Annotated in this window: 15 protein-coding genes; 12 read left to right on the top strand and 3 right to left on the bottom strand. The window is 67.5% G+C overall.

Annotation, left to right across the window (positions count from 1 at the left end; translation table 11 throughout):
• Positions 1-4: 4 nt before the first annotated feature.
• From AAG801_RS01590 to AAG801_RS01575, 4 genes are read left to right on the top strand one after another with little or no spacing between them, the layout of a single operon-like run.
• Positions 5-1177, top strand: a complete 1173-nt coding sequence (locus AAG801_RS01590) for a CoA transferase (protein WP_341886856.1) — start codon at positions 5-7, stop codon at positions 1175-1177.
• On the top strand, positions 1174-2157 hold the full coding sequence (locus tag AAG801_RS01585) for a hydroxymethylglutaryl-CoA lyase (protein WP_341886855.1): 984 nt from the start codon (positions 1174-1176) through the stop codon (positions 2155-2157). Before AAG801_RS01590 ends, AAG801_RS01585 begins: the two co-directional genes overlap by 4 nt.
• Positions 2154-2534, top strand: coding sequence for a VOC family protein (locus AAG801_RS01580; protein WP_341886854.1), 381 nt, complete (start codon positions 2154-2156; stop codon positions 2532-2534). Before AAG801_RS01585 ends, AAG801_RS01580 begins: the two co-directional genes overlap by 4 nt.
• A gap of 47 nt (positions 2535-2581) precedes the next feature.
• Positions 2582-3547, top strand: coding sequence for a tripartite tricarboxylate transporter substrate binding protein (locus tag AAG801_RS01575; protein ID WP_341886853.1), 966 nt, complete (start codon positions 2582-2584; stop codon positions 3545-3547).
• Between the two features lie 12 nt (positions 3548-3559).
• Here the strand turns inward: AAG801_RS01575 and AAG801_RS01570 are convergent, their stop codons facing one another.
• Positions 3560-3706: a hypothetical protein gene (locus AAG801_RS01570; protein ID WP_172438277.1), complete on the bottom strand. Its 147-nt coding sequence runs from the start codon at positions 3704-3706 to the stop codon at positions 3560-3562.
• A gap of 204 nt (positions 3707-3910) precedes the next feature.
• Here AAG801_RS01570 and AAG801_RS01565 point away from each other — a divergent pair, with 204 nt between their 5' ends.
• Positions 3911-4372, top strand: coding sequence for a GNAT family N-acetyltransferase (locus tag AAG801_RS01565; RefSeq protein ID WP_341886852.1), 462 nt, complete (start codon positions 3911-3913; stop codon positions 4370-4372).
• 136 nt (positions 4373-4508) lie between these two features.
• Here AAG801_RS01565 and AAG801_RS01560 read toward each other — a convergent pair whose 3' ends face one another.
• Entirely contained in the window at positions 4509-5075 is a 567-nt protein-coding gene (locus AAG801_RS01560) for a LuxR C-terminal-related transcriptional regulator (RefSeq protein WP_062476432.1), read from the bottom strand.
• A 93-nt stretch (positions 5076-5168) separates the two neighbouring features.
• On the opposite strand from AAG801_RS01560, the gene AAG801_RS01555 reads away from it, so the two are divergent.
• The 4 genes from AAG801_RS01555 to AAG801_RS01540 all read left to right on the top strand — a co-directional run bounded on the left by AAG801_RS01555 (position 5169) and on the right by AAG801_RS01540 (position 9190).
• Positions 5169-5972, top strand: a complete 804-nt coding sequence (locus AAG801_RS01555; RefSeq protein WP_341886851.1) for a CoA transferase subunit A — start codon at positions 5169-5171, stop codon at positions 5970-5972.
• A gap of 1 nt (position 5973) precedes the next feature.
• A complete protein-coding gene (locus AAG801_RS01550; RefSeq protein ID WP_341886850.1) occupies positions 5974-6612 on the top strand; it encodes a 3-oxoacid CoA-transferase subunit B in 639 nt (212 codons plus the stop codon).
• A gap of 106 nt (positions 6613-6718) precedes the next feature.
• Entirely contained in the window at positions 6719-8116 is a 1398-nt protein-coding gene (locus AAG801_RS01545) for a CoA transferase (RefSeq protein ID WP_341886849.1), read from the top strand.
• Between the two features lie 12 nt (positions 8117-8128).
• A complete protein-coding gene (locus tag AAG801_RS01540) occupies positions 8129-9190 on the top strand; it encodes a DUF4241 domain-containing protein (RefSeq protein ID WP_341886848.1) in 1062 nt (353 codons plus the stop codon).
• A 59-nt stretch (positions 9191-9249) separates the two neighbouring features.
• On the opposite strand, the gene AAG801_RS01535 is transcribed toward AAG801_RS01540, so the two are convergent.
• Positions 9250-10158 (bottom strand): LysR family transcriptional regulator, encoded by a 909-nt coding sequence (locus AAG801_RS01535; protein WP_341886847.1) that lies wholly within the window; start codon positions 10156-10158, stop codon positions 9250-9252.
• A 161-nt stretch (positions 10159-10319) separates the two neighbouring features.
• Here AAG801_RS01535 and AAG801_RS01530 point away from each other — a divergent pair, with 161 nt between their 5' ends.
• The 3 genes from AAG801_RS01530 to AAG801_RS01520 are packed head-to-tail and all read left to right on the top strand — an operon-like array spanning position 10320 to position 13389.
• On the top strand, positions 10320-11843 hold the full coding sequence (locus AAG801_RS01530; protein ID WP_341886846.1) for a CoA-acylating methylmalonate-semialdehyde dehydrogenase: 1524 nt from the start codon (positions 10320-10322) through the stop codon (positions 11841-11843).
• Between the two features lie 41 nt (positions 11844-11884).
• A complete protein-coding gene (locus tag AAG801_RS01525; RefSeq protein ID WP_341886845.1) occupies positions 11885-12238 on the top strand; it encodes a lysozyme inhibitor LprI family protein in 354 nt (117 codons plus the stop codon).
• Positions 12235-13389 (top strand): acyl-CoA dehydrogenase family protein, encoded by a 1155-nt coding sequence (locus AAG801_RS01520; RefSeq protein ID WP_341886844.1) that lies wholly within the window; start codon positions 12235-12237, stop codon positions 13387-13389. Before AAG801_RS01525 ends, AAG801_RS01520 begins: the two co-directional genes overlap by 4 nt.
• Positions 13390-13402 lie beyond the last annotated feature (13 nt).

Raw genomic sequence — 13402 nt, 5'->3', positions numbered from 1 at the left:
AGACATGAACGCACTCGAAGGCCTGAAGGTGCTGGAGCTCGGCCAGCTCATCGCCGGCCCGTTCGCCGGCAAGACGCTCGCCGAGTTCGGCGCCGACGTGATCAAGGTCGAGCCCGCCGGCGTCGGCGATCCGCTGCGCAAGTGGCGGCTGCTGCGCGACGGCACCTCGGTGTGGTGGGAGGTGCAGTCGCGCAACAAGCGCTCGGTGTGCCTCGATCTGCGCAGCGCCGAAGGGCAGGAGGCCGTGCGCGCCCTGGCGCTCGAAGCCGATGTGCTCATCGAGAACTTCAAGCCCGGCACGCTCGAAGGCTGGGGCCTGGGCTGGGAGCAGCTGCATGCGCTGAACCCGCGCCTCATCATGCTGCGCATCTCGGGCTACGGGCAGACCGGCCCCTACCGCGACAAGCCGGGTTTTGGCGTGCTCGGCGAATCGATGGGCGGGCTGCGCTACCTCAGCGGTGAGCCGGGCCGGGTGCCGGTGCGCGTGGGCGTCTCGCTCGGCGACACGCTGGCCGCGCTGCATGGCGTGATCGGCGTGCTCACGGCGCTGCACCATCGCACGGCGCACGGCGGCGAAGGCCAGTTCATCGACGTGGCGCTCTACGAGTCGGTCTTCAACGTGATGGAAAGCCTGCTGCCCGAGTACGACGCCTTCGGTGCCGTGCGCGAACGGGCCGGCAGCGCATTGCCGGGCATCGCGCCGACCAACGCCTACCGCTGCAGCGACGGCCACTACGTGCTGGTGGCGGGCAACGGCGACAGCATCTTCCGCCGGCTGATGCGCGCCATCGACCGCACGGACCTGGAGAACGACCCCGGCCTCGTGCACAACGACGGCCGTGTGCTGCGCGTGGAAGAGATCGATGCCGCCATCGAGGCCTGGACCCTGCAGCGCAGCCGCGACGACGTGCTGGCCGTGCTCGACGCGGCGGGCGTGCCGGTCGGGCGCATCTACACCGTGGCCGACATCGCGACCGATCCGCAGTACCTGGCGCGCGAGATGATCGTCGAGGCGCGCGGCTCCGACGGTGCGCTGCTCAAGGTGCCAGGCGTGGTGCCCAAGCTCAGTGCGACACCGGGGCGCATCGCCCACGCGGCGCCGCGCCTGGGCGAACACACGGCCGATCTGAAAAGCGCGGGCTGGCCGGTGCGTGGCGCCGAAAGCGAGGCCGTATGAAAGCCGGCAACAGCACGCGGCTGTTCATCAACGAAGTCGCCGCGCGCGACGGCTTCCAGATGGAAAGCCGCTTCATTCCCACCGACGACAAGGTCGCGCTGATCGACCGGCTCAGCACGCTCGGCTACGCCAAGATCGAGGTGACCTCGTTCACCTCGGCCAAGGCGATTCCCGCGCTGCGAGACGGCGAAGAAGTGATGCAGCGCATCGCGCGCCGGCCGGGCGTGGTCTACACCGCGCTCGTGCCGAATGTGCGTGGCGCCGAGCGCGCGCTGGAAAGCCGCATCGACGAGTTCAACATCGTCATGTCGGTCAGCGAGACGCACAACCTCAGCAACCTGCGGATGACGCGCGAGCAGTCGTTCGCGCAGCTGACCGACGTGATCGCGCTGGCGAAGCAGGCGACGGTGCCGGTGAACGTGTCGCTCTCTTGCGTGTTCGGCTGCCCGATGGAAGGTGATGTGCCGCTCGCCACGGTGCAGGGTTGGATCGATCGCTTCGCCGCACTGGGCGTGCAGGGCATCACGCTGTGCGACACCACGGGCATGGCGCATCCCACGCAGGTGCAGGCCGTGTGCGAGGCCGTGCGTGCGCGACACCCGGCGCTGGAATGGACGGCGCATTTCCACAACACAAGGGGCATGGGCCTGGCGAACACCATTGCTGCGGTCGAGGTGGGCATCGAGCGGCTCGACATGTCGCTCGGCGGCATCGGCGGTTGCCCCTATGCGCCGGGCGCGACGGGCAATGTCGCGACGGAAGACGTGGTCCACATGCTGCAGTGCATGGGCTACGACACCGGCATGGACCTCGACGGGCTGATCGGTGCGGCGGCCCAGCTCGAATCGCTCGTGCAGCACGCGCTGCCCAGCCAGGTCTCGCGCGCCGGCCATCGGCTCACGCAGCATGCACCGCCGGCCGACTTCAACGAGATCGTCGAGCGCGCGAAGGCCCGCCCGGCCCAGAAGGAGAACGCATGATCGCCCACCTGGATCACCTGGTGCTCACGACCGCGAACGAAGAGGCTTGCGAGCGCTTCTACGTGGAGACGATGGGCATGACGCTGGAAGTCTTCGGCGCCGGCCGCAAGGCCTTTCGCTTCGGTCACCAGAAGATCAACCTGCATGTGAAGGGCCATGAATTCGAGCCGAAGGCCGACGTGCCCACGCCCGGCTCGCTCGACCTGTGCTTCATCGCCAGCGTGCCGCTCGAAGAAGTCATCACGCGGCTGGGCGCGCAGGGCGTGCCGATCATCGAAGGCCCCGTGATGCGCACGGGCGCCACCTCGCGCATCCGCTCGGTCTACGTGCGCGACCCCGACCTGAATCTCATCGAGATTTCGGAGCTGGCACCCTGAGACATGCAGCCCGAAGACAGTCCAAAAAAACCACCGGAGACAAACCCATGAAACCCGTTCACCGCCTGCTCGCGGTCGGCCTCGCGCTGGCCGCCACTGCCTCGCATGCCGACACCTGGCCTGCCAAACCCCTGACCTTCGTGGTGCCGACCGCGCCCGCGGGTTCCACCGACATCATGGCGCGGCTGGTCGCCGACCCGTTGCAGCGCGCGCTGGGCCAGCCGGTCGTCATCGACAACAAACCCGGCGCCAGCGGCAACATCGGCACCGAGTTCGTGGCCCGCGCCGCGCCCGACGGCTACACGCTGCTGATGCAGTACTCGGGCTACCACGTCGGCAACCCGTCGCTGTACCCGAACCTGCGCTGGAGCCCGACGAAAGACTTCGTGCCGGTGGCGATGGTGATGCGCGCGCCGCACGTGGTCGCGGTGAGCGGCAAGCTGCCGGTGACCTCGATGAAGGAACTCATCGAATACGGCAAGAAGAAGGAAGGCGGTTTGTTCTACGCCTCGTCGGGCAACGGCTCGATCCAGCACATCGCAGGCGAGCTGCTGTCGCGCCAGGCGAAGCAGCCGGCCACGCACGTGCCCTACAAAGGCTCGGGGCCGGCCATCAATGACCTGGTGGCGGGCAATGTCGATATCTTCATCACCACGCCGCCCTCGGTCATCGGCCACTTCGCGGGCGGGCGCATCAAGGCGCTGGCGTACACGGGCAGCAAGCGACATGCGTCGATGCCGAGCGTGCCGACCTCGGCCGAAGCCGGGTTGCCGGGCTACGAGGTCGAGTCGTGGTTCGCGGTGTTCGCCCCGGCGAAGACGCCGCCCGAGGTGGTGAACAAGCTCAGCGCCGAGATCAAGAAGATCGTCGAGAGCGAGGCCTTCCGCAAGAAGGTGGACGACCAGGGCGCCTTCGCGACCTACATGGATCCGCCGACGCTCGGCAAGTTTGTCGACCAGGAACTCGCGGCTTGGTCGAAGGTGATCAAGGGCGCCGACATCAAGCCGGAGTGAGCCCGGTCAGGCTCAGGGCTTGACGCCGAGCACGGAGAGGATCACCGCCGCGAGGCCGAGCGCCACGGGCACCTGGTGCCCGGCCAGCGCGCGGGCCTGGGCCACGGACAGCTTGGTCTGCTGAAGGAGGTTCTTTTCCGAATGAAGGGGTGTGGACATGGTGTCTGCTCCTGTGTGGGGCGAACGGTGTGTTCGCGTGGGTTCCACGATAGGCCTCCCAAAGCGCGATGACGCACGGCTTTTGTCGACACGGCGTTTCCGTTTTCGCAACGATCCGGCGGCTCTGGCAGGGAACTTCTGCTCAGAACTCAGAATAGGGTCATGCAAAGGAACGCACGCAACACACACACGACGGGTTTGAAGATGCGCCGGGCCACCCCGGCAGATGCGGTGCCCTGGACGCTCCTTTTCGACGCGGACGGCCCGCGCCCCGAGGTCGAAAAGTACCTGCTGCGCGGCGAGCAATGGCTGGCCGAACAGGCCGGCGAGGTCGTCGGCCAGATGGTGCTCATGGCCACGCGCGTCGACACCTGGGAGATCATGAACATCGCCGTGGCCGAGCCGCACAAGGGCCAGGGCATCGGCACCGCGATGCTGAAGAAGGCGAAGGCCCTCGCTACACAACGCGGCGCACACCGGCTCGAAGTCGGCACCGGCAACAGCAGCCTGCGCGAGCTGGCCTTCTACCAGCGCTTCGGCTTCCGCATCGTCGGGGTTGACGTCGACTACTTCGTGCGCCGCTGGGGCAAGGCAACGAAGCAGAGCGGCATCCCACTGCGCGACCTGGTGCGCATGGAGATGGTGCTGTCGCGCGCCTCGGGCTGATCGGCCCGCACAACGACAGCGCTCAGCGGGCGCAGGACACTGGGTGCTTCCCGCAGCGAAATCAAGGAGGAGCCGAAGGCGGGGGACATTCGCGGAGGGAAGTACCCGGTGGCCTGTGCACGCGCCCCGAAAACAATCACCCCGCGATCAGCTTCTGCACCAGCTCCGCAGTCGTCGCCGCCGCGTACTTGCGCATCAACCGCGCCCGATGCAATTCGACCGTTCGATGGCTGATCCCAAGCGCCTTGCCGATCTCTTTGGACGTCAGCCCGCGCATCACCTGCGCCGCCACCTCACGTTCGCGCGGCGTGAGCTCAGCCTTCACCGCGCGGCGTGAGCCCAGGTCTTCAAAGGTCCAGATACCGGCCTCGTGCGGCGCCGCGCGGTTCATGGCGTGGCCGGTGACGTGGCACCAGAAGGTCTCGCCGGCCAGAGCCCCGTGCAGCCCACCCAGGCGCTTCATCATGCGGTTGTCGGCATAGTGGCCGCTGGCGTTCAGAAAGGGCTCCATGCGCTTGCCGATGCGCTCGAACTCGGCCACGCTCGGGTACAGGATGCTGAACGAATGCCCGACCAGCGCGGAGGGCTCCGCGCCGAAGATCTCGCACACGCGCTGGTTGCAGGCGACGATGGTGCGGTTGCTCGACACCACCATGCCGACAGGGGCATGCTCAAAAGCCAACCGGTAATCGATCTCGGGCATCAGGTGTCACCATTACGAAATACTACGTATACGAGTAGGTAGTATCGTTGACGCCTTTCCCACCCACTCTCCACCACCCATCAAGGAGCCCGAGTGAACAAGATTTTTCCCTCCGCAGACGCGGCACTCAAGGGGGTCGTGGCCGACGGGCAGACGCTCGCGGTCGGCGGCTTCGGCCTGTGCGGCATTCCTGAAGCGCTGATCGATGCGCTGAAGGATTCCGGCGTGCAGAACCTCACCGTCATCTCGAACAACGCGGGCGTCGACGGTTTCGGCCTCGGCAAGCTGCTCGAGACGCGCCAGATCAAGAAGATGATCGCGTCGTACGTGGGCGAGAACAAGGAGTTCGAACGCCAATACCTGGCCGGTGAACTGGCCCTCGAATTCACGCCCCAGGGCACGTTGGCCGAGAAGCTGCGCGCCGGCGGCGCGGGCATCCCGGCCTTCTTCACGAAGACCGGCGTGGGCACGCAAGTGGCCGAAGGCAAGGAACTGCGCGAGTTCAACGGCGAGACCTATGTCATGGAGCACTCGCTGGTGCCCGACGTCGCGCTGGTCAAGGCCGACGTGGCCGACAAGGCCGGCAACCTGCGCTTTCGCCTCACGGCGCGCAACTTCAACCCGGCCGCCGCCATGGCCGGCAAGGTCTGCATCGTCGAGGTCGAGAAGATCGTCGAAGTGGGCGAGCTGGCCCCCGACGATATCCACCTGCCGGGCATCTACGTGCACCGCCTGGTGCTCAATGCCACGCCTGAAAAGCGCATCGAGAAGCGCACCCTGAGCGCGTCGGTCGATGCCGCCGCCGCCAAGGTCGAGGCCCAGACCGCCATCGCCCAGGCCGCAGCAACAGGCAGCGAATCGCCCGTGAAGGCCGTCAACAAGAAAGAAGGAGCCTGAGATGCCCTGGACCCAAGACCAGATGGCGGCCCGTGCCGCGCAAGAACTCGAAGACGGCTTCTACGTCAACCTCGGCATCGGCATCCCGACCCTGGTGGCCAACCACACCGGCACCAAGGAAGTGTGGCTGCAGAGCGAAAACGGCATGCTCGGCATCGGCCCGTTCCCGACCGAAGACAACGTCGACGCCGACCTCATCAACGCCGGCAAGCAGACCGTGACCACGTTGCCCGGCTCGGCCATCTTCGGCAGCCATGACAGCTTCGCGATGATCCGCGGCGGCAAGATCAACCGGTCGATCCTCGGTGCGATGCAGGTCAGCGCCAAGGGCGACCTTGCCAACTGGATGATCCCCGGCAAGATGGTCAAGGGCATGGGCGGCGCCATGGACCTCGTGGCCGGCGTGAAGCGCGTGATCGTGCTGATGGAACACGTGGCCAAGAAGAAGGACGGCACCGAAGACCTGAAGATCCTCGAGCAGTGCTCGCTGCCGCTGACCGGCGTGGGCGTGGTCGACCGCATCATCACCGACCTGGCCGTGATGGACGTCGTGCCCGAAGGCCTCAAGGTGATCGAACTCGCGCCGGGCGTGAGCTTCGACGCGCTGCAGGCCAAGACCGGTGCCAAGCTGATCCAGTAAGCCATCCGCACAAGGTCGCGAACGCAACGACACACAACAAGGGCAGGGCCGCGCAAGCGGACCCTGCCTTTTTCATTGTTTCCTCTTTCCCCTGAAGGGTTGACGCATGGCAACGAGTGAAGAAGTCCTGGCGGGTCTCTGGCAGCAGGCGGGGCTGCCCGCCGAGGCGTTGGCTTTCGCGCGGTTCACGGGCGCCGACCCGGTGCTGCCGTCGTCCTTCGCGGTCGGCCTCGCGGCGCAGGCCAGCATCGCGGCCGCCGCGCTCGCGGCCTGCGAGCTGGGGCACCGGCGCGGCGTGGCGCGACAAGAAGTGGCGGTCGACACGCTGCACGCCGCGCTCGACTGCACGGGCTGGTTCAGCATCGACGGCCGCGTGCCCGATCTGTGGGACACCTTCTCGGGCGTGTACCGCTGCGCCGACGGGTGGGTGCGCATCCACGCCAACTTCAAGCATCACCGCGAAGGCGCGCTGCGCCTCATGAAGCTCGACCCGGCCATCGCCACGCGCGCCGACGCCGAGGCCGCGATGGCCGGCTGGCGTGCGGTCGATTTCGAAGCGGCCGCCGCTGCACAAGGCCTCGTGGCCACCGCGCTGCGCCGCTTCGATGAATGGGACGCCACGCCGCACGGGCAGGCGGTCGCGGCGCAGCCGCTCTTCACCATCGAGCGCATCGGCGATGCGCCGCCGCGCGCGCTGCCGCCGTTGCGCGACGACCAGCGCCCGCTCGAAGGCCTGCGCGTGCTCGACCTCACGCGCATCCTCGCGGGGCCGGTCGGTGGGCGCGCGCTGGCGGCCTACGGCGCCGACGTGATGCTGGTCAATTCGCCGAACCTGCCGAACATCGAATCCATCGCCGACACCAGCCGCGGCAAGCTCTCGACGCATGTCGACCTGTGCACCGACGCAGGCCGCGCCGTGCTGCACCGCCTCGTGGCCGATGCGCATGTCTTCGTGCAGGGCTACCGTCCCGGCGGCATCGCGGCGCTGGGCTTCGGCCCGGAGGCGTTGGCGCGCGAGCGGCCGGGCATCGTCTGCGTCTCGCTCACGGCCTATGGCACGCAAGGGCCGTGGGCCGATCGGCGCGGCTTCGATTCGCTGGTGCAGACCGCCATGGGTTTCAACCACGCCGAAGGCGAAGCGGCGGGCGACGGCAAGCCGCGCCCGATGCCGATGCAGATCCTTGATGAGGCCAGCGGTTACCTGATCGCGCTCGGCGCCGCCGCGGCGCTGTGGCGGCAGCAGCAAGAGGGCGGCAGCTGGCATGTGCAGGTGTCGCTGGCACAGACGGGGCAGTGGTTGCGCGGGCTGGGCCGCGTGGAGGGCGGGCTGTCGATTGCGCGGGCCGGTGTCGAGCCGTATGTCGAGACCTCGGCCTCCGGCTTCGGCGAACTGACGGCGGTGCGCCACAGCGCGCAGCTCTCGCGCACACCGGCCGCTTGGCCACGCCCTTCGATGCCGCCAGGCAGCCATCCGCCGGTGTGGCCTGCCGTTGCCGGGGAATGAGAAACTGGGCGCATGGCCTATCTAGACATCGACAACCTCCAGAGCATTTTTCTTGACGACGAGGCGCTGCGCGCACGACATCTGCAGCGCCAGCCTTGCGGCGCTTTGCACCTCACGAGCGGCCGCATCGTGGCCTGCGATCCGCTGGTGCAGCCCGAGCGCGAGCCTTTTGTTCGCAGCCTGAGCGCGCGGGGCGCGTTCCCCGTCGAGGTGCTGCAAGGCGGAGGCCGCCATGCGCTGGCCGTGCTGTGGCTGCGCGAGCGCGGCAGCCTGCAGGCGAGCGACCTGCGCTGGGAGGCGGCGCTGCTCGAAGGGCAGTCGCAGGACGAACTCGGGAGCGACGAGTTCTACGGGTATCCGGTCGATGCCGGCGTCGGCTGCTTCATGGACGCCGACGGCGCCAAGGCCATGGCCGAGCGCGAGGCGCGCGAATCCGCCACGAACCCCGAGTACGTCAGCTACTACGACGACGTGCTCGGCGCCGACCTCGCTTCGGCCGACATCGCCGACCACTACCCGTTGGGCGAGGGCAGCGCGAACAACGTGCTGATCTTCAGCGCGGGCTGGGGCGACGGCAGCTATCCGAGCTTCTGGGCGCTCGATGCCGCAGGCGAACCCGTGGCGCTCGTGACCGACTTCATGGTCATGCAGGGCGGCGACGCGCGCGACGAGGACGACAAGCGAAGCGACGCCTACCTGGCCAGTCTCTCGCCCGAGAAGCTGGCGGCGCTCGAGGCGCTGGGCGCGGCGGCGGTCGCAGGCGATGCGGCGGCGATCCAGCCCCTGCTCGACGGCGGGCTCGCGCAGCCCAACGAGATCATTCCTTCGCTCGGCGAGACCGCGATCATGAGCGCCATCCGCATGAACCAGCTCGACGCGTTGCGCGTGCTGCTGGCGGCGGTGCCAGGCCCATTGCCGATGCCGCCGCAGTTCTATCGCATGGATACGGAAGAGAGCTACATCGACTACGCGCGCCGGCTGAAGAAGCCGCGCGTGGACGGGCTGATCGAGCTGCTGGAAAAGGCTGCGGCGCCGGCGGCCAAGCCTGGGTTCCTGAAGCGCCTGTTTTCCTGAGCACCCGAACTTGAACCGTCAATGATTCCTTGACGGTTGCTTCTTCAATCGCGAACCGGTCATGGGGTGTTCGCCGTGCTGTCAGGCAACAGCACCTGCTGTTGCGCCGCGGCCGTCGCGCGCAGAAATTCCCAGACCGTCTGCATGCGCGCCAGGTGCTTGGTCTCCGCAGGCATCGACATCCAGAAGGTCCGCGTGAAGTTCGCCGCGTCCGGCAGCACCGGCTTGAGCGCGCGGTCGTCCTGCGCAATGAACGCCGGCAACACCGCAATCCCCGCACCCGCCGCCACCGCCCGGTGCTGCGCCAGCACGCTGGTGCTGCGCAGCGCAAAGCTGTCGGGGCGGTGCAGTTCATCGAGGTACTGCAGCTCCTTGCTGAACAGCAGGTCGTCGACGTAGCTGATGAAGGTGTGGCCGCGCAGGTCTTCGCGGGTCTTGATGGGCTTGTGCGCGGCCAGGTAGTGCTTCGAGGCGTAGAGCCTCAGCGTGTAGTCGGTGAGCTTGGTGACCAACACCGGCCCGCGCGCGGGCCGTTCGAGCGAGATGACGATGTCGGCCTCGCGTCGCGACAGGTGCACCAGCCGCGGCATCGCGAGCAGGTCGATGGTGAGCTTGGGGTGCTGCACCGCGAACAGCGCGAGCTGCGGCGCGAGCACCACGGTGCCGAAGCCTTCGGTGGCGCCGATGCGCACCAGCCCCGACAAGCCTTCCTGCGAGGCCGGCGCGGTGCTCTCCACGGCCTGGAAGGCGCTCTCCATCGCCTCGACCTGCGGCTGCAATCGGCGGCCGGCTTCGGTGAGCCGGTGGCCGCCCGATTCGCGCGAGAACAGGGGCGCGCCCACCTCTTTTTCGAGCGCCTGGATGCGCCGCGCGACGGTGGTGTGGTCGACCTCCAGCCGGCGCGCCGCGCTCATCAGCGTGCCCGAGCGGGCGAGTTCGAGAAAGTAGCGCAGGTTGTCCCAGTCCATGTGCGTCCGGCCTTGTGTGCGGTGGGATGCGGTGCTTTGCATTTTTGCAAAGCGATGACGCATATTTGTCTATTGTCATGGCAAATCTGCAAAGCTAGGATGCGGGCTGCACCGGCTCACGCTGGTACCGAATTTCACAGGATCACAGGAGACAAAACCCCATGGACGCCACCACCACCCCCTCGACGCAAGTCGCCACCGTCAAGCTGCTGATCGGCGGCAAGTTCGTCGAATCGAAGACCACCGAATGGCGCGACGTCGTCAATCCGGCCACGCAGCAGGTGCTGGCCCGCGTGCCGTTCGCCACCCAGGCCGAACTCGACGCCGCCGTGGCCTCCGCCAAGGAAGCCTTCAAGACCTGGCGCAAGACGCCCCTGGGCGCGCGTGCCCGCATCTTCCTGAAGCTGCAGCAGCTCATCCGCGAGAACATGGGCGAGCTGGCCGCGATCCTCACGGCCGAGCAGGGCAAGACGCTGCCGGACGCCGAAGGCGACGTGTTCCGCGGCCTCGAAGTGGTCGAGCACGCCTCGAACATCGGCAACCTGCAACTGGGCGAGCTGGCCAACAACGTGGCCAACGGCGTCGACACCTACACGCTGCTGCAGCCGCTGGGCGTGTGCGCCGGCATCACGCCGTTCAACTTCCCCGCCATGATCCCGCTGTGGATGTTCCCGATGGCCATCGTCACCGGCAACACCTTCGTGCTCAAGCCCTCCGAGCAAGACCCGATGGTCACGATGCGCCTGTGCGAACTGGCGCTCGAAGCTGGCGTGCCGCCGGGCGTGCTGAACGTGATTCATGGCGGTGAAGCCATCGTCAACGGCATCTGCGACCACGCCGACATCAAGGCGATCAGCTTCGTCGGCTCGACCAAGGTCGGCACGCACGTCTACAACCGCGCCACGCTGGCCGGCAAGCGCGCGCAATGCATGATGGGCGCGAAGAACCACGCCATCGTGATGCCCGACGCCAACAAGGAGCAAACGCTCAACGCACTGGCCGGCGCAAGCTTCGGTGCAGCCGGCCAACGCTGCATGGCGGTGTCGGTCGCGGTGCTGGTGGGCGAGGCGCGCAACTGGGTGCCCGAGCTGATTGCCAAGGCCAAGACGCTGAAGATCGGCGCGGGCACTGAAAAGGGCGTGGACGTGGGGCCGCTGGTGTCGTGCGCCGCCTTCGACCGCGTGAACAGCCTCATCGAACGCGGCGAAGCCGACGGCGCGAAGCTGGTGCTCGACGGCCGTAAGCCTTCTGTGCCCGGCTACGAGAAGGGCAACTTCGTCGGCCCGACGATCTTCACCGGCGTGAAGCCCGGCATGACCATCTATGACCAGGAAGTGTTCGGCCCGGTGCTGTGCGTGGCCGATGCCGAAACCATCGACGAAGCCATCGAGCTGATCAACAGCAACCCGAACGGCAACGGCACGGCGATCTTCACGCAGTCGGGCGCCGCGGCGCGCCGCTTCCAGGAAGACATCGACGTGGGCCAGGTCGGCATCAACGTGCCGATCCCGGTGCCGGTCCCGATGTTCTCGTTCACCGGCTCGCGCGCCTCGAAGCTCGGCGACCTGGGCCCGTACGGCAAGCAGGTCATCATGTTCTACACGCAGACCAAGACGGTCACGGCGCGCTGGTTCGACGACAGCACCGTGAGCCAGGGCGTCAACACGACGATCAGCCTCAAGTGAAGTGCGTGAGGTGCGCGCTCCGCGCTGTCGCGGCATCGGCCGTGCTGCTGCTCGCCTTTGGCGCGCAGGCGGCCGATGAAGCGAGTCCGCTGGACTGCAAGCCCGACGGCAATCAGCAGCAGATGAACGCCTGCGCGGTGCGCGACTTTCGCGCCGCCGACGCGGCGCTCAACATCCGTTACGGCGAGGTGATGAAATCGCTGTCGCCGCAACAGCGCACGGCCTTGCGCACCGAGCAACGCGCCTGGCTCAAGGGCCGCGACCCGGGGTGCAAGACCGCCGCGAAGGACAGCGAAGGCGGTTCGATCTGGCCGCTGGAGTTCTACGGCTGCCTCGAACAATCGACCCGCCAACGCACCGCCAAGCTCGATCTCTGGAAGGGTCGCTCCCAATGAATTTCGAACTGTCCGAAGAACAGAACGCCTTTGCGCAGACCGCGCGCGACTTTGCGCAGGCCGAGTTCGCGCCGCATGCCGCGCAATGGGATGCGGAAGCCATCTTTCCGAAGGAAGCCATCGCCAAGGCGGGCGAGTTGGGCTTCTGCGGCCTGTACGCGCCCGAGCGCATCGGCGGCCTTGGCCTGCCGCGGCTCGACTCGGCGCTGGTGTTCGAGGAAATGGCCGCGGTCGACCCCTCGACCACCGCCTTCATCACGATCCACAACATGGCGACGTGGATGCTCGGCACCTGGGCCACCGACGCGGTGGCGCAGCAGTGGGGCGAAGACCTCACGAGCGGGCGCAAGCTGGCGTCGTACTGCCTGACCGAACCGGGCGCGGGCTCCGACGCTGGTTCGCTAAAGACGCGCGCCGAGCTGCAGGGCGCCGAGTACGTCATCAATGGCGGCAAGGCCTTCATCTCCGGCGCCGGCTCGACCGACGTGCTGGTGCTCATGGCGCGCACGGGCGGCGCGGGCGCCAGCGGCATCTCGGCCTTCGCCGTGCCGGCCGATGCGCCCGGCGTGAGCTACGGCAAGAAAGAGCACAAGATGGGCTGGAACAGCCAGCCCACGCGCACCATCAACTTCGACAACGTGCGCGTGCCGGCGCAGAACCTGCTGGGCAAGGAGGGCGAGGGCTTTCGCATCGCCATGAAGGGCCTGGACGGCGGGCGCATCAACATCGCGACCTGCTCGGTGGGCGCGGCGCAGGGCGCGCTCGACGCGGCGCGCCGCTACCTGCACGAGCGCCAGCAGTTCGGCAAACCGATCGCGAGCTTCCAGGCGCTGCAGTTCAAGCTGGCCGACATGGCGACCGAGCTGGTCGCCGCGCGGCAGATGGTGCGGCTGGCCGCCAGCAAGCTCGATGCGGGCCATGTGGACGCAAGCACCTATTGCGCCATGGCCAAGCGCTTCGCGACCGATGCGGGCTTCAATGTCTGCAACGACGCGCTGCAGCTGCACGGCGGCTACGGCTACCTGAGCGAGTTCCCGCTCGAGCGCCTGGTGCGCGACACGCGCGTGCATCAGATTCTTGAAGGCACCAACGAAATCATGCGCGTCATCGTTGCGCGAAAATTGCTGGAAGGCGACAGCGACATCCGCTGAACCCACCGCATCC

The organism is Variovorax sp. YR752, from assembly GCF_943372545.1.
Note: the sequence above shows the minus strand (reverse complement) of the source record. Positions and strands in the feature narration are given on the sequence as shown.

Bases quoted from the DNA above. Each gene is read 5' to 3' on its own strand.
- AAG801_RS01520 (WP_341886844.1), top strand. From the start codon at position 12,235: ATGAATTTCGAACTGTCCGAAGAACAGAACGCCTTTGCGCAGACCGCG.
- AAG801_RS01580 (WP_341886854.1), top strand. From the start codon at position 2,154: ATGATCGCCCACCTGGATCACCTGGTGCTCACGACCGCGAACGAAGAG.
- AAG801_RS01575 (WP_341886853.1), top strand. From the start codon at position 2,582: ATGAAACCCGTTCACCGCCTGCTCGCGGTCGGCCTCGCGCTGGCCGCC.
- AAG801_RS01560 (WP_062476432.1), bottom strand. From the start codon at position 5,075: ATGCCCGAGATCGATTACCGGTTGGCTTTTGAGCATGCCCCTGTCGGC.
- AAG801_RS01565 (WP_341886852.1), top strand. From the start codon at position 3,911: ATGCGCCGGGCCACCCCGGCAGATGCGGTGCCCTGGACGCTCCTTTTC.
- AAG801_RS01540 (WP_341886848.1), top strand. From the start codon at position 8,129: ATGGCCTATCTAGACATCGACAACCTCCAGAGCATTTTTCTTGACGAC.
- AAG801_RS01535 (WP_341886847.1), bottom strand. From the start codon at position 10,158: ATGGACTGGGACAACCTGCGCTACTTTCTCGAACTCGCCCGCTCGGGC.
- AAG801_RS01530 (WP_341886846.1), top strand. From the start codon at position 10,320: ATGGACGCCACCACCACCCCCTCGACGCAAGTCGCCACCGTCAAGCTG.
- AAG801_RS01585 (WP_341886855.1), top strand. From the start codon at position 1,174: ATGAAAGCCGGCAACAGCACGCGGCTGTTCATCAACGAAGTCGCCGCG.
- AAG801_RS01545 (WP_341886849.1), top strand. From the start codon at position 6,719: ATGGCAACGAGTGAAGAAGTCCTGGCGGGTCTCTGGCAGCAGGCGGGG.
- AAG801_RS01550 (WP_341886850.1), top strand. From the start codon at position 5,974: ATGCCCTGGACCCAAGACCAGATGGCGGCCCGTGCCGCGCAAGAACTC.
- AAG801_RS01590 (WP_341886856.1), top strand. From the start codon at position 5: ATGAACGCACTCGAAGGCCTGAAGGTGCTGGAGCTCGGCCAGCTCATC.
- AAG801_RS01570 (WP_172438277.1), bottom strand. From the start codon at position 3,706: ATGTCCACACCCCTTCATTCGGAAAAGAACCTCCTTCAGCAGACCAAG.